The 16,148-nt window shown below is 36.9% G+C and carries 16 protein-coding genes; 5 read left to right on the forward strand and 11 right to left on the reverse strand.

Annotated features, from left to right (window positions below):
• Positions 1-238 precede the first annotated feature (238 nt).
• The 7 genes from K8V80_RS08930 to trpB form a co-directional block, all read right to left on the reverse strand.
• Positions 239-1,108 (reverse strand): LiaF transmembrane domain-containing protein, encoded by an 870-nt coding sequence (locus tag K8V80_RS08930; RefSeq protein WP_276777162.1) that lies wholly within the window; start codon positions 1,106-1,108, stop codon positions 239-241.
• Between the two features lie 401 nt (positions 1,109-1,509).
• Positions 1,510-2,286 (reverse strand): tryptophan synthase subunit alpha, encoded by a 777-nt coding sequence (trpA, locus tag K8V80_RS08935; RefSeq protein ID WP_276777165.1) that lies wholly within the window; start codon positions 2,284-2,286, stop codon positions 1,510-1,512.
• Positions 2,279-2,899, reverse strand: coding sequence for a phosphoribosylanthranilate isomerase (locus K8V80_RS08940; protein ID WP_276777168.1), 621 nt, complete (start codon positions 2,897-2,899; stop codon positions 2,279-2,281). Before K8V80_RS08940 ends, trpA begins: the two co-directional genes overlap by 8 nt.
• Positions 2,896-3,678, reverse strand: a complete 783-nt coding sequence (trpC, locus tag K8V80_RS08945; RefSeq protein ID WP_276777171.1) for an indole-3-glycerol phosphate synthase TrpC — start codon at positions 3,676-3,678, stop codon at positions 2,896-2,898. Before trpC ends, K8V80_RS08940 begins: the two co-directional genes overlap by 4 nt.
• A 4-nt stretch (positions 3,679-3,682) precedes the next feature.
• Positions 3,683-4,678, reverse strand: coding sequence for an anthranilate phosphoribosyltransferase (gene trpD, locus K8V80_RS08950; RefSeq protein ID WP_276777173.1), 996 nt, complete (start codon positions 4,676-4,678; stop codon positions 3,683-3,685).
• Entirely contained in the window at positions 4,675-6,084 is a 1,410-nt protein-coding gene (locus K8V80_RS08955) for an anthranilate synthase component I family protein (protein ID WP_276777176.1), read from the reverse strand. The genes trpD and K8V80_RS08955 overlap by 4 nt, the downstream gene beginning before the upstream one ends.
• Entirely contained in the window at positions 6,074-7,264 is a 1,191-nt protein-coding gene (trpB, locus tag K8V80_RS08960; protein WP_006745159.1) for a tryptophan synthase subunit beta, read from the reverse strand. Before trpB ends, K8V80_RS08955 begins: the two co-directional genes overlap by 11 nt.
• Positions 7,265-7,755: 491 nt before the next feature.
• Here trpB and K8V80_RS08965 point away from each other — a divergent pair, with 491 nt between their 5' ends.
• From K8V80_RS08965 to K8V80_RS08975, 3 genes are all read left to right on the forward strand, one after another.
• Positions 7,756-7,896 (forward strand): hypothetical protein, encoded by a 141-nt coding sequence (locus K8V80_RS08965; protein WP_276777180.1) that lies wholly within the window; start codon positions 7,756-7,758, stop codon positions 7,894-7,896.
• 325 nt (positions 7,897-8,221) lie between these two features.
• Entirely contained in the window at positions 8,222-8,506 is a 285-nt protein-coding gene (locus tag K8V80_RS08970; RefSeq protein ID WP_006745162.1) for a hypothetical protein, read from the forward strand.
• A gap of 222 nt (positions 8,507-8,728) precedes the next feature.
• Positions 8,729-8,932 carry a hypothetical protein gene (locus K8V80_RS08975; protein ID WP_006745163.1) on the forward strand — a complete coding sequence of 68 codons (204 nt, stop codon included), beginning with the start codon at positions 8,729-8,731 and terminating at the stop codon, positions 8,930-8,932.
• Between the two features lie 266 nt (positions 8,933-9,198).
• On the opposite strand, the gene K8V80_RS08980 is transcribed toward K8V80_RS08975, so the two are convergent.
• Together K8V80_RS08980 and K8V80_RS08985 are read right to left on the reverse strand one after the other, a co-directional pair.
• The gene (locus K8V80_RS08980) at positions 9,199-9,408 is read right to left on the reverse strand and encodes a DUF6132 family protein (protein ID WP_006745164.1); all 210 of its coding nucleotides are present in this window, start codon (positions 9,406-9,408) and stop codon (positions 9,199-9,201) included.
• A gap of 166 nt (positions 9,409-9,574) precedes the next feature.
• Positions 9,575-10,663, reverse strand: a complete 1,089-nt coding sequence (locus tag K8V80_RS08985; protein ID WP_276777185.1) for a hypothetical protein — start codon at positions 10,661-10,663, stop codon at positions 9,575-9,577.
• Positions 10,664-11,039: 376 nt separating this feature from the next.
• Here K8V80_RS08985 and pncB point away from each other — a divergent pair, with 376 nt between their 5' ends.
• On the forward strand, positions 11,040-12,203 hold the full coding sequence (gene pncB, locus K8V80_RS08990; RefSeq protein ID WP_276777187.1) for a nicotinate phosphoribosyltransferase: 1,164 nt from the start codon (positions 11,040-11,042) through the stop codon (positions 12,201-12,203).
• Positions 12,204-12,312: 109 nt separating this feature from the next.
• Here the strand turns inward: pncB and K8V80_RS08995 are convergent, their stop codons facing one another.
• Both K8V80_RS08995 and K8V80_RS09000 read right to left on the reverse strand, forming a co-directional pair.
• Positions 12,313-13,611, reverse strand: a complete 1,299-nt coding sequence (locus tag K8V80_RS08995; protein ID WP_276777190.1) for an MATE family efflux transporter — start codon at positions 13,609-13,611, stop codon at positions 12,313-12,315.
• 276 nt (positions 13,612-13,887) lie between these two features.
• Positions 13,888-14,415, reverse strand: coding sequence for a GDSL-type esterase/lipase family protein (locus K8V80_RS09000; RefSeq protein WP_006745168.1), 528 nt, complete (start codon positions 14,413-14,415; stop codon positions 13,888-13,890).
• A gap of 267 nt (positions 14,416-14,682) precedes the next feature.
• On the opposite strand from K8V80_RS09000, the gene K8V80_RS09005 reads away from it, so the two are divergent.
• On the forward strand, positions 14,683-15,702 hold the full coding sequence (locus tag K8V80_RS09005) for a hypothetical protein (protein WP_276777192.1): 1,020 nt from the start codon (positions 14,683-14,685) through the stop codon (positions 15,700-15,702).
• The last annotated feature ends 446 nt before the right edge of the window (positions 15,703-16,148 follow it).

A 16,148-nucleotide genomic window follows, 5' to 3' on the forward strand; every position in this document is an offset into this window, starting at 1 on the left:
TGGAGGAGCCCTATAAACGCTAGAATCTTATATCTCATTGGTGTATTTGTTTTGCACACACAAAAGTAGAGCTGAGATATTAAAATGAGATTAGAATAGAATTAAAATGTAGTAAAGATGGGGGTTGTAACGGATACAGACTTTCTTTACACAACAGTATAAATACAAAAAGGGTATCCTATACTTGCGTATAAAACACCCTATTCTATCTATTGATGGTTGGACTTGAAGTGATGGATTAGCTTTTTATTTCACCACTACCAAACACACAACTACCTGTAATAATTAAGGTTGGAGCTTTCTCCGTTGATTCGGTTTTATGAAAGGAATAGAACCTCTTATCCGAAAAACTTCCTAGAACAGATTGGCTATTTATGATTACCTTCCAATGATTTGGGACATAGAAAACCGCGTTTCCAAACACAATATCAGCATCAATAATGACTTTGTTGTTTTTTAATTGAGCACCTCGCAAATCAAATATCACCTGCCCAAAGACAACACGAATATCTCCCCCTACTATATTTTGAGAAAGGATATGTCGAAATGTAGAACTAAAGATAAAGTCTTCACTCAAGAAATCTGTACTGTCTTCTGATTGATTAGAGCTAGATTGAGTATGGCTTGTCTGACTCTCTTCTTCTGCCTTTTGGTTCTCAGCTCCATCTGTAGAACTGGAACCAGATGAGTTTTCCTTATTAAATGCTGTTCCGTATTTTTTCTCAAACTCTTTACGCTTATCTTTTTTATAACTAGAATTGCTAAAATACAGATAAATCCCAAAACCAATGAGGAAGATAGGCCAAGTGTTTCGGGTGATCAAACGGAGATTTAAGTCTGGGAAGAATAGATCTAGTTTAGGAATAAGAAAAATAGCACCCAAACCTATTAGTATGGCACCCGAAGTATTTTGCTTCTTAGAAATACTCCATACCCCTAAGGCGATAAGTAGCATCTGCCACGAGAATACAAAATGGGTTACTGAGTAGGACAATATGCCCATATTTCGTAGAAGAAAGAGTACACCTATAATGATAAACAGTAAAGCCAAGATAGAATTGTCTCCTTTTGGCTTTTTATAATGCTCATATTCGTTTGAACTATTCATAATTTGTTGGTTTTAAATAAGCTATGGTTTTAAGGTCTTTTTTCTATAAGTCTATTAAAACTCGATTATCTCCTGTTTTGTTCGGAGAGAAGTGTCAACAATTCTTCTAAAATAGTTATAAAAAAGAGATGGATTATATAAAAAGAGAAAGTTTTTTATTTGTATAAATATGTATTGAAAAGCACTCATTTTCTGCGTCGGTGTCAAAAGAGGGTTGGATCGGTGTTAAAACATCAATATGTCGGTGTCATGTCATTCTCTTGTCGGTGTCAAAATATAGCTCTTCCTTTAAAACCTTTATTCCATGTATAAAATTCCATTTTAAATGAATTAATATAGATAGCTGCATCTAAAAAAAGATGACTTATCGCCTATGGGTAGATAAGTCATCTTTTTGCTCTTCATATCTCGTTGAGAGATTTGTATAATTCTGAAATAGAATCGTCGGGAGATTTCTCTGTACTTAGCAAACTAATGAATTTACTACCGATGATCGCCCCTTGTGCGTATTCAAAAGCATCTTCGAGGGTGGATTTATTGGAGATACCAAAACCGATCAGGCAAGGATTCTTTAAATTCAAACTCCTTATGCGTTTAAAATACTCTATTTTGGATAAATTGAAAGTAGCTTGTGTACCTGTAGTAGAAGCCGAAGATACCATATAGATAAACCCATGAGTGGCAGCATCAATAGCTCGGATTCTTTTTTCGGAAGTTTCGGGTGTAATTAGCAGAATAAAAGAGAGGTCGTAACGCTCTACAATGGGTTTATACACTTTTTCGTATTCTTCAAAAGGCAAATCGGGAATGATAACACCATCAACTCCTACAGCCCGACAAGACTGGCAAAACTCCTCAAACCCATATTGCAATATCGCATTGAAATACCCCATAAAGAGAAGTGGAATATGTATTTTCTCCCTTATTCCTTGTAACTGACTGAAAAGTTTGGAAAGTGACATTCCATTTTGGAGTGCCTGCATACTACTTTGTTGAATAACAGGACCATCGGCAATGGGATCTGAAAACGGAATACCTATTTCAACTAAATCGACTCCTTGCTTTTCTAAAGCTAATAATGTAGGCACAGTATCTTCCAAATGAGGGTATCCAGCTGTGAAATAAATAGAAGTGATATTTCTCTTTTTATCCTTAAACAATTGATTGATTCTATTCATGATAAAGTGTTTTAATAAAGGTGTTTAACAAATTAATATCTTTGATGCCTGGACGAGTTTCAAACCGACTATTTAAGTCGATACCATAAAGAAGTGGATGATTCCAGCTTTGTAGAACTGGGGCATCTTCTACCTCTATCCCTCCACTGATAAAAAAGGCTAAATCGCCCTGATATTTATCGAGCAAGGTCCAATCAAATTTCTTTCCACTCCCTCCCCGCAAATGAGAAGCTGTATCAAACAGTAGATAATCTGCACAGGTAGTGTACTGATGGGCTTGACGGATAGAGGATTCATCGGAAACAGAGATGGCTTTTATGATTTCTACCTCTTTGTTTTGTTCCCGAAGAGAGAATATATACGACTGAGATTCCTCTCCATGCAATTGGATCGCATCTAGTTGGCACCTCTGAATGTCAGATTGTACTTCATCGAGAGAAGCATTGACAAACACACCCACTCTTTTAGATAAAGTACTAGGTATAATTTCTTTATGTAGAGTACAATATCGCTTGGACTTCGAGTAAAAGATGAATCCTAAATAATCAACACCCAACTGGGCAACTTCTGCTATATTTGCAGGATCTGTCAATCCACAAACTTTGATTTTCATACTTCGATATGGTTTAAAGAGATCCACTTTTGTGTTGGTATTAACTCCTTCATCAGTGCCTCTCCCATTAAAAAACCTTGAAAACCTTTTTCTCTTAAATTCATAAGCACCTCCACAGATTGTATGCCACTCTCCGAAATCTTAACCATCTCTGGAGGCAGTTGGCTTACTAAATTCAGTGATGTTTGAATATCAGTATGAAAAGTGCTGAGGTTTCTATTATTAATCCCTACTACATCAATATTCTCATGGATATATTCCAATTCGGCTTCATGATGAACTTCGAGCAATGTATTTAAACCCAACTCTTTTGCCAAACGGGCTAAGTTCTTCAACTTATCTAGGGGCAAAGCAGCCGCTATCAAGAGAATAGCATCGGCACCCCATGCAGAGGTCTCCAATACCTGATATTCGTCGATAATAAAATCTTTTCGAAGAATGGGCAAATCGGTTAACTCCCTAGCTTGCAACAAATCACTAGGTTTTCCTCCAAAGAAAGGAGTATCGGTAAGGATAGACAAAGCACTTACCCCCATACTCTCATAGCGAGGTATAATCTCATCTATACGAGCCTCTTTTTGTATCCAGCCCAATGAGGGAGATTTTCTTTTAAACTCGGCTATAATACCCAGCGAAGACTGTTGAAGAGCTGCTTTCAGTCTTCCTTGATGCCCATGAATAGAGATGTCTTTCTCGAGGGTAGCCACAGGAACTACTTCCTTTTGCATAGCAACAGTCTTCTGCTTTTCAACAAGTATCTGTGTTAATATATTATCCATCCTCTCAACTATTTAAGGTTCTAAATTTTTCAAACGTTTGCTGTAAAGCTCCACTCTCCATAGCCCTTTGAGCCTCAGCAATGCACTCTTGCAAAGGTTTCTTCTCAATCAGCTGAATGCCATAAGCGGCATTAACTACGACGGCTTGTTTTTGTGCTAAAGTTGCTTTATTTTGAATCACATTCACAAAGATTTGTGCTGCTTCTTGAGGTGTCGATCCCCCATAGAGAGCCTCTTGACGTAATTTCTCAAAGCCGATATCTTGTGGATGAATAATAGATTCTTTTTTTCGATCTACTACTTTAAAATCACTTGTGAGAGATATTTCATCGTATCCATCAAGAGAATGCACCAGAGCAAAATCTACATCGGTGTGCTGATACATATATTGGTAGAGACGTGCCATTTTAAGATTGTAAACCCCTAGAAGTATTTTCTTATTTTGAATGGGATTAATCACAGGACCCAGCATATTGAAAAACGTACGTGTACCGAGTTCTTTGCGTACCTTGCCAGCAGCCTTCATACCTGTATTAAAGAGAGGAGCATGCAGAAATGTTATATTACACGCATCTAGCGAACGCTCTAAGCGAGAACTATCGGAGGTAAATCGGATGCCCAGCTGCTCCATCACGGTAGAAGCCCCACTCACAGAACTCACTCCATAATTACCATGTTTGGCAACTTTATATCCCGCAGCAGCAACGGTAAAACAAGCGAGTGTCGATATATTAAAGGTGTTTTTGCCATCTCCACCCGTTCCTACAATATCAATAGGATCATAAGATTGCAAACGACTTAGGTCTTGTTTGTGTCGAAGCATACCCTCGGTAAAACCTAAAAATTCATCAATGGTAATAGGACGCATTTGAAAAACGGAGATCAGAGATGCCAGCGAAGCATCATTCATCTTTCCCTGAGCCAAAATATCTATTACCTCAATGGCTTCATCACGGTTTAACGTATCCTCATCATATAGTTTTAATAGAATCTGTTTCATCTTTTTATAAGTTTAGCATAATGAATAGCCGCTTTTAAGGCTTGTAATTTACTCTTAACCTCTTGCACCTCTCGCTGAGGTTGAGATTGAGCCACGATTCCTCCACCTGCTTGATAGTACAATGTATTGTGCTTACTCAAGAAGGTTCGAATGGTAATGGCTTGTGTGAGATCTCCATTCAAACCGATATAGCCAATACACCCACCATAAAAGCCTCTTTTCTGTTTTTCTAAGCCCGTTAAGGCCGAAAGCGCTTTGAGTTTGGGGGAACCCACAAGTGTACCAGCAGGGAAGGTATGTGCCAGTATTTGAAGTGTATTGACAGAAGGATCTACGTATCCAGAAACTCGAGAAACAAGATGGATCACATGAGAGTAAAACTGTACTTGCTTATAAAACTCTACATGAACATCTGTGCAGTGTTCTTGCAAATCTTGAGTAGCATAATCTACCAGCATATCATGTTCGGTAATTTCCTTTTCATCTTCGAGAAGACATTTGGCGAGCTCTTGGTCTTTTTTATCATCGCCAGTACGAAAGTAAGTTCCTGCTATGGGGTCGATGGTTGCTTTCCCTTGCACCACTTTGCAATGCGTTTCGGGAGATGAACCAAAAATGCGAAATGAACCAAAGTCAAAGTAAAACAAATAAGGAGAAGGGTTGATAGAGCGCAGTGAACGATAAACCATAAACTCGTCGCCCTGAAAAGATTGAGAGAACCCTCTCGACACTACAATTTGATCTAGCTCCCCACTCTGAGTCAATTGAATTGCTTTTTCTACCTCACGCTGGTGTTCAGCATCCGAAATGGTAGAAACCTCCTCTCCCTCTATATCAAACTGGTATGAGGGGATACCTCTGTTTTGCAAAATTTGAAGCAGCTCTTCGGTTTGCGACTCCTCTCCTGCTGGACAGTTTTCAACTAATATTAATTCATTCTTATGGGGATTGATAACGATTAAAAACTGATAGAAAAGATAATAAAGTTCGGGTACTTTCTTATTGTCGGGTTGCTCCTGAGAAGCCAGTTGTGGAAAGGAATAAAAGTAATTGACAGCTTCATGCCCCATATATCCTAGAACTCCATTGACTAGCCCTTCTTGTGGGTTGAGAATCTCAAAGCTCTGGATAAAATGATTCAGTTCTTTTAGGACATCAGATTTTTCCACACTTATCGGCTCCATTTCTTCGTTACAGAAAGACTGATGAATCAATCCGTTTTCTACTTTAAATTCTGCCAAAGGAAGCACCCCTATAATTGACATACTGTTTTCACTTCCGTGATAATCGGAACTCTCTAGTAGAGCCGACTTGGGATACAAATCTCTCACCTTCAAGTAAAGGCTCACGGGGGTATCCATATCTGCCAATAAATGGGTGGTACGAATATTGATTTTAGTTTTCATTCTTAAAATAGTTTAGGTAGGTATTTAAATCTTTATCTCCTCTTCCCGACAAGCACACAATCACTCGATCTGTTGGTTTAAAAGAGATGTATTTTAGAGCAGCAAGGGCATGAGAGGACTCAATAGCAGGAATAATCCCCTCTTGGCGAGTTAAAAAGAGAGCAGCATTCATAGCCTCATCATCATTAATAGAAAGTACATGGGTTCTTCCTATTTGCGATAGATAGGCATGCATCGGACCAATACCGGGGTAATCTAATCCTGCTGAAATAGAATAAGGTTCAATTACCTGGCCATCGGCTGTCTGCATCAGCAAAGTTTTACTGCCATGAATAACGCCCAAAGTTCCACAATGTATTGTTGCAGCTGTATAAGGAGTATCGGCACCCTTTCCTCCAGCCTCAGCTAAGTAAATCTGTACTTCTTCATCGTCAAGAAAGTTGTAAATCATTCCAGCGGCATTACTTCCTCCACCTACGCAAGCCACCACATAATCGGGCTTCTCTGTTCCTTCTTGTTCCAACAACTGTTCACGAGCTTCTTTGCTAATGATAGATTGTAAACGAGCTACCATATCGGGGTAAGGATGTGGACCTACGGTAGAACCGATTACATAATGCGTATCTTGAGGATGAGAGCACCAGTCGCGTATGGCTTCATTGGTAGCATCTTTTAAAGTCTGATTTCCACTATACACAGACACAACTTTAGCTCCCAACATAATCATCTTTTCTACGTTCACACTCTGACGTTCTACATCGGTAGCCCCCATGTACACCGTGCAAGGCATACCCATTAAGGCACATACAGTGGCTGTAGCTATGCCATGTTGTCCTGCTCCCGTTTCGGCAATAATACGTGTTTTGCCCATTCGCTGTGCCAACAGTACCTGCCCAAGGGCATTATTGATTTTGTGTGCTCCCGTATGATTCAAATCTTCCCGCTTTAAGAAGATTTTACAACCATACTTTTTACTCAATTTGGGAGATAGGTACAAAGGAGATGGTCTGCCCACATAATCTTTCAGCAGCAACTGATATTCTGCTTGGAACGAAGGATCATTCAGTATTTGCAGATAAGAGTTCTGTAAATCTTCTACATTCTGATGCAGAATTTCGGGGATATAGGCACCGCCAAATTCTCCATAATAACCTTGTTCATCAATCTTGAATTTTTCCATAATCTTATTTTTTGACATAAAAAAAGCCTGTCGTGAGTTACGACAGGCTTGCTAAAAAGATATAATAATGTATTAATCTATTATTCTATAAAAAGTATAGCAATATGAATCCGACTCACCTCTATTTCGATATAGACGTAAGCGCCACCAATTATTATTTAGTACCAGTTGATTCATATTTTTCTGATTGCTATAATCGCAAATGTATAGCTATTTATTGTATTTCCAATTTTAAAAGGAAGTTTTTTAATGAAAGTCAGACTTTTAAGACTAAAGAAGATTCATTTTAGAAAGTAATCTTTTTAGTACCCATCGAAAGACAAAAGACTATCCTATAGATATTTATACAAAAAAATACATATATATACTCTATTCATGCATCATTAACGTATATTTTAAGATTTAAGTGTAATTTAATGCAAGAATATGGATATCACCTAGACTCTATCTAATATTATACCTACCTTTGCCTCCACAAAACGAAGCAACCTATGAATGAATTAACTATTTCAGAAATGAAAAAGGCTGTGGGTACACTTTTTTTATCTTACTCTTCAGCATTTTTGCAGTGTGGGTTAAAGATAACTCAGCCAATGATTTTACTCCCAATTACACATCAGAAGAATCAGTAGAATTAAATACTGAGGCTGAAAGCTCTAGATTATAAATTATTTTTATAATTTAGTAATTGCTTCTTATTTAGAACACAAACTTTTATATATTTAATGTAGCCCCAGTTGATTTTTTCGACTGGGGTTATTCTTTTCTAGCTCCTCACCCCCTATCCATGGCTATTTACAAGAATTAATCAACTATTTTTTTGCAATACAATTTAATGGAATAATATTAAAAAGATAATTATTTACAGAATAGACCATCAAATATCCTTTATTAATTGACAATTAAGATTTTTTAATTTATATTCGTAATACTTGTATAAACTTAAACAAAAAGAAAATGGAAGGACAACAAATGATGGACCAAGAACAATTTATGCCCGACAATAGAATGGTTGTGAGCATAGGTAATTGGATCGTAACGATGCTAATTATGATTATTCCACTAGTCAATATTATTATGTTATTTGTATGGAGTTTTAGCAGTAGCACTCCCAAGAGCAAAGCCAACTGGGCAAAAGCATCGCTAATCTTTATGGCTATTGGATTCGTCTTAATGATAGCATTCTGGGGTACTCTAACAGCTGCATTCCTTGCTTCATCCCCCGTAGATAGTTACTATTAATAAAAAAGGATATAATCAGAAAAGGTATGTTGCGCAACATACCTTTTTTACTTTGTGGCTTAGGCACAAACCAATACCACAGCAAGACTCAGCCTATTCTCCAAAAGAAGTTTCAATTCCCTATTATAATCTTCATTTTGTACTTCTTTTTCTTTTTTATAATTATCTTTCCTGCTAGATTTATAAAGGGATTATTGATAAAGAACACTAACAAACTAGATTATGAAATATTTTGTAAATAAAGAGGTACAATCTTCGGGATCACATCAGGTGCATGCCTCTCGATGCCTTTGGATTCCCGACTCGCCCAAACGAATCTACTTGGGAGATTTTGAAACGAGTCAAGAGGCACTAGAGGCTGCTAAACAGCATTTCGAAAAAGTAAACGGATGCATCTATTGCTGCAACCCTAATCCAGCAAAATAAAAAGCTGATTTTTTTATAAATAGAGAAGGACTAAACATGCTTTAAACAGTGTTTAGTCCTTTATTGTGTGTATAAACTATGCTAGTAAAGTGAGTTATTGTTATAATTCTCTTTTCTAGTATGACAAAGATAGAGTGAAAAGAATTGACATCAAACAGATAAAATCTATCACTCCATAGAATAAATCTATAAACCTATTAAGAAGTAGTACATACACCATCTACAACGGGTTATACAGATTTATTTCTATCTAAAATAGAGAGGGGTTAATCTTTATCCTTCTTCTCTCTCTTTTTAAAAAGAGAGAATACCAATCCACCCATTATCGCTCCATAAATAGTACTATTGAGAGGGCTAGATGTGATGGCACAAGTACCCGAATCACAACCTACAAATCTCCAATATAAATAACCTCCCAGGGCACCTACTAGTACACCTAGTATTGTTATTAAATTTCTTTTTATAAACTTCTCCATTATTATAAGATTTTGTGAATCAAAATGAGATCTATAAAACGACTCTATCCATTCTCAACCTAAGAATAAGCTCATCTTCTCATTTCGTAATACTCATAATAAGGCTTTTAGAGTCTATTTTGTTCAAAGTAGAGTAAAAGACAGAATATTTTTCTGCACGTCCATATCATTCATTTAGGGGAGTTATTGGTTTTGCCCCACGCATAAAGACAATGTATTGAGTGAAATCTGTCGGACAATGCTCTTTGGAAACCATTTGAATATCACTACCGATAAAGTTAATGCGTACGTGTAGTTTTTCAATGCCCTTTACTCGATAGGGAGAATAAGATCTATTCAGATTAAATAGGGTGATAGAATGGGGCTGAGTAATTGCCATAAAATCGAGCACCCCCTTCAGTAGAATAATAGGACCGTTCATAGACATCAGTTTTGTCTTTCCATCTTTAGGGGTAATGGGCATAATGTCATTGGCGGGCAGATACACTTCGCTCTCAACATCTAAACAGACAATGCTTGAAAGGGTATATCCCTCCTTTTTTAATCGGGCAGCCAGGTATGAGTAGTCCGAATTGGGAAGTTTCTCTTGCAATACATGCATTAAACCGAAGAACCCATAGAAGCTCTCTCCTACCAACCCCTCATTCTGTATAGCCTGTTTAAAGTTTTCGACCATTATCTCATCTCTAGACAAGCCTTGTCCCTTTTGGTGTTCAGCCCAATCCAATCCTACCACTTTTATCTTGGCAGATGTGGGAAGGCTCAAATTGTAATCATAGAGATTGCTCCACTTCTGTATCCATTGCTTTCCAGCCTGCTGAGGAACTACCTCTCGAAGCTTTAACACGACACTCTCTAAGAGGGCATTGTCTTTAGGGCTAGTAGATAAGTATTTATTTAATTGAGCTGCTCCAGCTTCATCTAACTCAATGAGATAAGTTCGAGTACCTTTAGTCTTGTTGAGATGGATAAATAAGGCTTCATCTATTTCTTGCACATCGGCATAACCATGAATTTCACCCAATAGCACAATATCATTCTGGTAAAAATCGCTATTAAAGAAAGGCAGTTTATCACCCTTTACGAATTTCTGACTATTGAAATCAAATTGATTTTGATCTAGATAACCCATAAACTCTTCTTCGGGATTACCCAAAAAAGCTCTATTTCTAAACCAAAAGATAGTTAGCAAAAACAAAACTACAAGTGCTAAAAAGGATAAGGAAACAAGGATTAGTTTAAGTGTTCTTCTCATAGGGTATTTGTTTGTGGGGTTGAACGATTTAATCTACTCTAAAATAAAACAAATTTGTTGATTTCGCCTTTAATAGAAGTACTAAAATACTTCCATACCTATAAAATTAAAATAGCCTTACAATCTACAACTATTCCGAATCTTCCAAGCCCTAAATTGCATTCCATTTGTTGCGCAAAACACTATTGAGGTTGTGTTTCTGCATTAAAGAGGGTGAATTCTTTATTTTACATTATAAATTATATAATTTTGCAAGTCCAAACCGTAAGAGAGCTACAAATAAATGATTCTGCATTGAAAAAGAGGAAGTATTTGCGTATCTTAAATTCTACTACGAGAAGAAGCGGTTTCAAAACTATGCATAAGAATAAAGAATATGATTATAAATTACTTTACAGATAATGACCTCTATAAATTCTCTGTCATGTATGCCATACAGAGATTATACCCATGGTCGTATGTTAAATATGAATTCATAAATAGAGGCAATAATCATTTCCCGAAAGGATTTGCTGAGAAGATGAAAGCAGAAGTAGCTCACATGGTAAATCTGAAAATGACCAAAGACGAGAAACGTTACATAGAGAAAAAATGTTACTTTTTCGATCCTGTATTCATCGACTTTCTAGAGGGATATCAGTATGATCCCAACGAAGTGAACATCTCGCAAAATGAAGAGGGGGAATTATCGGTGGTTGTAGAGGGATATTGGTACCGAACTGTACTGTGGGAAGTGCCTTTGATGGCCATCATTTCAGAACTTTACTTCCAGATGACCAATACGATTCCTCATGATGTAGAAGAAAGAGCTATTGCCAAGGCTAAAAATCTAGCAGAAATCAAAGCCGATTACTCTGAGTTTGGAACCCGAAGAAGATTCTCTTTTGAAGTACAAGATAGAGTTGTAAAATGCCTAAAAGAGCACTCTAAGGAGTATTTTAAAGGAACAAGTAATATCTACCTCGCTATGAAGCACGATACTACTCCTATTGGTACTATGCCACACGAATGGTTTATGTATCATGGGGCTTTATTTGGCTATCGCGCTGCAAATATGAAAGCTCTTGAGGCATGGGTAGAGGTATTTGGTGGTAGCTTAGGTATTACTTTGACAGATACTTACACAACCGATTCATTCTTCGAATCATTCAGTTTAAAGCAAGCCAAACTATTTGATGGGTTACGCTGGGATAGTGGAGACCCCTTTGAATTTATTAATAAGACTCTACAATTCTACAAGGAAAATAGAATTGATCCAGAATCGAAAACCATTGTGTTTAGCGATTCTCTGAATATTGATATGGTAAAACGCATCAAAGAATATGTGGGTAATAAGATGCACGACACCTATGGCATAGGTACGTTCTTTAGCAACGACGTTGGTGCCAAACCTCTGAATATGGTTATCAAAATAACGAATGTAAAGAGTTCTCCAAAAGGAGCATATCACCGTGCCGTCAAACTATCAGATGTTCATGGTAAGAATACAGGAGATCAAAAAGAAATTGCTATTTGTAAAATGACTTTAGGTTTAGAATAGAAGAATCTAAACTCTCTATAACAAAAAAAGCAGAGCTAGTTCTATTTTGAACTGGCTCTGCTTTTTTATTTTAAGTATCCTTTTCAACACCTAAACCACATTTCTTATTTTACAACCCCACTCTATGTTTAATCTTTCTGAAGATCAAAGCTTGTACTACGCCCCTCATGGCTAAGTAAAAGATAAAGGCAAACCATAAGCCATCGTTGGCAAGAAACCCTTTCGTACCGTAATAGATCGCAAAAAACGAGAGCATCGCTATAAACATAGTGTCGCGCATCTGCTTGGAAGCTGTCATCCCAATGAATATGCCATCCCATAGAAAGGCTGAGAAACCAGCTATCGGTATCAATAGTACCCAACCGATATAGTCGTCTGCCATCTGCAATACACTTTCTTTATCGGTAAGCAATCCAAGAATTCCTTTGGAGAATACAAGGTAAAGGATAGTAAAGCCCATTGTTAAACGAATGCCCCACACAAAAAGCCGCTTCACTAAAAGTCGTAAAGACTCCGTATTTCTTTCTCCTACAAATCTACCCGTCAGCGCCTCTGCTGCATAGGCAAAGCCATCCATCATATAAGAGAACAAGATAAAGAGTTGCATCATCAAGCTATTTACTGCGAGTGTTGTATCTCCAAACTTGGCAGAGGCTGAGGTAAAGAATGTACTCACAATGATGATACACAGTGTTCTCAAAAAGATATTGCTATTTACTTTAAAGAATGCACTCAAGTCGGATAGTTTTTCAATAAATCCCCAACCAACATACTGGCGTAGGTTTTTATATTTGCTGAGGGCTACCAGTAAGCAGATTAGGAAGCCCGATATCTGTGCTATTGCTGAACCCAAAGCGACTCCTTTCAACTCCCACTTGAGGACAAACACAAAGAATAAGCTACATACAATATTGATAATATTTACAGAGATAGCCACATACATAGGTGTTTTGGCATCTTGCAAACCCACAAACCAACCTGTAAAGGCATACATCCCCAAAACAGCAGGGGCAGCCCAAACATAGATCTGAAAATACTCCGATGCCAGATTCATCACCTCAGGGCTACCCTGAATAAAGAACAAAGCTACTTGAAGTATAAAGTACTGAAAGATAAGTATCAAAGCACTTCCTATGAAAGCGACAGACAAAGAACGAAGTAAGATATTGACTACTTCTTTGTGATTTTTGGCACCATAAGCCTGAGCTGTGAATCCACTCGTACCCATTCGTAAAAAGGAGAAGCTCCAGTACATCAAATTAAATATCATCACCGCTATCGCTATAGCTCCAATAAATAATTCTGAACTGAGATGCCCCACAATAAACATATCAATCATTCCCAGTAAAGGAACGGTAATATTGGATATGATATTGGGGATTGCTAAACGTAGTATATTTTTATCCATTACAATCTTTAATTACCTATTTGAATGATACAAAGGTAAGGTAAATTGTGGACTTCCGGTGAATCCTTTATGACAAGTCCCATACAGAATAATTCGTTGAAACAGCTTTGCTGCTCTCTCATTGGCAATTAGGTAAAGATCAATTTCTTCCTAGAAAATCTGATTTCACTCACAGAGGGAATGCAATATATCGGCTGCCTACTCACCTTTAAGCGTGAATAGGATATACATCTAAAGTTATTGAACTAAGAGAAAAAGAAAGAGGATAAGTAGTTCTTACAAAGTTTGCTCGAGATATTCTTGCATCACTCTAGACCACACAGAATAAGCTCGTGAAGATAAATGCACTCCATCTTCGGTATATTCCGATTTTAGCCCCAAATCATCACTCAAAAAGTGGTTTAAGTTGAGTGTCGGTATTCCATGGATCGTACAATGTTCAAACATCTTCTTATTCAATTCTTGTACTTGAGTATTGATTTGGGCATCATTGTGCACATAGAGGGTAAGCAATACAACGGGTTTGATATGATGAGCTCTTAACATTTGCAACATATCAAGTTGATTATAGAGTACATCATCAACAGAAATGCCATGGAACAAGTCGTTGATTCCCGACATCATAAAACAATATCTCACTGCATTATCTTGTAGAATTTGGTTTAGGAAATCTTTTACCTCTGCTGAAGTATAACCACTTCTACCGGCATTTAACACATCATTTCGATCCAAAAGTAAAGACCAATCTCCCCACTCGATGAGAGAATCTCCCAACATCATAATCTGATATTCATGCTTACTCATTGCTATATATTTTTAATAGAGTTACAGCTTTTTCAATTCAATAAGATATAACCCCCTTTGAAAGATTAAGATAAACATTAATTTCATTATTAACCAACTCATCAAAACTTATCTCTTTCAGTTTGAATAGAATAAGTTAAAGTAAAATACCAGCCATCTCTAATTTAGAGAAGGGAACTCAACTTTTTTGTTCATAACAAATTGATGAAATAAAGTGTTATATCAGAAGAAATAACTAAATTCCATTTCGAAATAACATCCAACACTATGGTCCTCAAATTTGAAGATAAATTTTTAGAAGGTATTCATATTTACAACGAACATGTATTTACCTTAACAGCCACAACGGATGAAACTTCTGTTGTCAAAAAAATGCTTAAGTTGGCTCGTGATATAAAAAGAGAAAGTGATGAAACCACTTACTACACCTACCTGTGGCCAGAGTCACTAACTACACTAGCTAGTACTCTAACAGACAATCAACAAGTTTTAAAGCAGCTCCATAGCTTACGCAAACAGTCTATCCGTGCCAACGACAAAGTTCAAAATAGCTTAATGGCTGAAAAGGATAATCTACTAGAAACCCTTTTTTACGTAAATATTAAATCGTTAGAAACACCTCAAGGTTGGCTCGATTTTATAAAGGAAAATAGTGAGCTTATCTATCTTCTATATGGAAGATATATCTTCTTCAAAACCGACTCAAATGCTGGTAATCCCATCCCTAGTTCATTTGAATTTTTGGGTGAAGAACTCTTCATAGTGTTATGGGATAAATTAACTAATCTTTCAATCCATATCTATCAGAAATCCATAGAGCAATCACCTATTAATATCGATAAGATACGAGAAGAACTTGTCATTATTTGCCAACTAGAAGACTTCTATATTAATTACTTTGCACAAAAAAATACATTATCAATTCTAGAAGAAACTCGAAAATTATGCAAAGATTTTAATATAAAGAGCATCTTGAAGTCTGAGCTAAAAACAATACTTTCCAAAAAAGGGAAAAGTGACTTAAATGCCTTCCTAAAAGTAAATAAGAATCCTGAGCTATCCAGCTTAGAAGAGTATATGGAGAAGCATCCCAATGGCCTGTTTATCAACGAAGTTTACTTTATTTACGTAATCATCAAATATGTAAGAGATATTGACGACTGGCTCGATGCCCTACTAGATAGAGATTACCACACCTACGTATTAACAAGGCCCAACGGCTTGTTCTTGGAAACTGCAAAGTATTTAGACCAAAGAAGAAACCGCTACAATAAGCATCTCTCTTAGAGCGAGCGTAGCTCATAAAAATACGAATATAGCAATTTTGCTCAAAGGCATCCCACCCCTCTGACACCGACAAGACGAACTCATGTCGCTGTCAGAGGGGCTGTCTTATCGGCGTTAAGAGGGGGAGGGAAATAATTGAAGTCTGCTACTCGGCTTACTTTAGACTTTATAGATACTATATTAATGATATACAATCACACCATTCTCTTTCCGCCTTATTATTTTTTCAAAAGACCTCACAAAAGTCATGTCCTTTATATAAATCATTTAGGCATATATCTAATTCTTACTTAGAGTATAAGAAGATACGAAATGAACCAATCCAAAGCCCTATCAAATATTAAACAAAGTTAATTAACACAATATATTCTGTTTTTTGTAGTCCTTTACGCCCCACAAATAATAGTATCAATAGTTAGCTGAAACTGAATACTATGGAATCCATA

Origin of the sequence: Bacteroides coprosuis (assembly GCF_020741705.1) — a bacterium.
GTDB lineage: Bacteria > Bacteroidota > Bacteroidia > Bacteroidales > Bacteroidaceae > Bacteroides_E > Bacteroides_E coprosuis.

Bases quoted from the DNA above. Each gene is read 5' to 3' on its own strand.
- K8V80_RS08930 (WP_276777162.1), bottom strand. From the start codon at position 1,108: ATGAATAGTTCAAACGAATATGAGCATTATAAAAAGCCAAAAGGAGAC.
- trpA (WP_276777165.1), bottom strand. From the start codon at position 2,286: ATGAATAGAATCAATCAATTGTTTAAGGATAAAAAGAGAAATATCACT.
- K8V80_RS08940 (WP_276777168.1), bottom strand. From the start codon at position 2,899: ATGAAAATCAAAGTTTGTGGATTGACAGATCCTGCAAATATAGCAGAA.
- trpC (WP_276777171.1), bottom strand. From the start codon at position 3,678: ATGGATAATATATTAACACAGATACTTGTTGAAAAGCAGAAGACTGTT.
- trpD (WP_276777173.1), bottom strand. From the start codon at position 4,678: ATGAAACAGATTCTATTAAAACTATATGATGAGGATACGTTAAACCGT.
- K8V80_RS08955 (WP_276777176.1), bottom strand. From the start codon at position 6,084: ATGAAAACTAAAATCAATATTCGTACCACCCATTTATTGGCAGATATG.
- trpB (WP_006745159.1), bottom strand. From the start codon at position 7,264: ATGGAAAAATTCAAGATTGATGAACAAGGTTATTATGGAGAATTTGGC.
- K8V80_RS08965 (WP_276777180.1), top strand. From the start codon at position 7,756: ATGAATGAATTAACTATTTCAGAAATGAAAAAGGCTGTGGGTACACTT.
- K8V80_RS08970 (WP_006745162.1), top strand. From the start codon at position 8,222: ATGGAAGGACAACAAATGATGGACCAAGAACAATTTATGCCCGACAAT.
- K8V80_RS08975 (WP_006745163.1), top strand. From the start codon at position 8,729: ATGAAATATTTTGTAAATAAAGAGGTACAATCTTCGGGATCACATCAG.
- K8V80_RS08980 (WP_006745164.1), bottom strand. From the start codon at position 9,408: ATGGAGAAGTTTATAAAAAGAAATTTAATAACAATACTAGGTGTACTA.
- K8V80_RS08985 (WP_276777185.1), bottom strand. From the start codon at position 10,663: ATGAGAAGAACACTTAAACTAATCCTTGTTTCCTTATCCTTTTTAGCA.
- pncB (WP_276777187.1), top strand. From the start codon at position 11,040: ATGATTATAAATTACTTTACAGATAATGACCTCTATAAATTCTCTGTC.
- K8V80_RS08995 (WP_276777190.1), bottom strand. From the start codon at position 13,611: ATGGATAAAAATATACTACGTTTAGCAATCCCCAATATCATATCCAAT.
- K8V80_RS09000 (WP_006745168.1), bottom strand. From the start codon at position 14,415: ATGAGTAAGCATGAATATCAGATTATGATGTTGGGAGATTCTCTCATC.
- K8V80_RS09005 (WP_276777192.1), top strand. From the start codon at position 14,683: ATGGTCCTCAAATTTGAAGATAAATTTTTAGAAGGTATTCATATTTAC.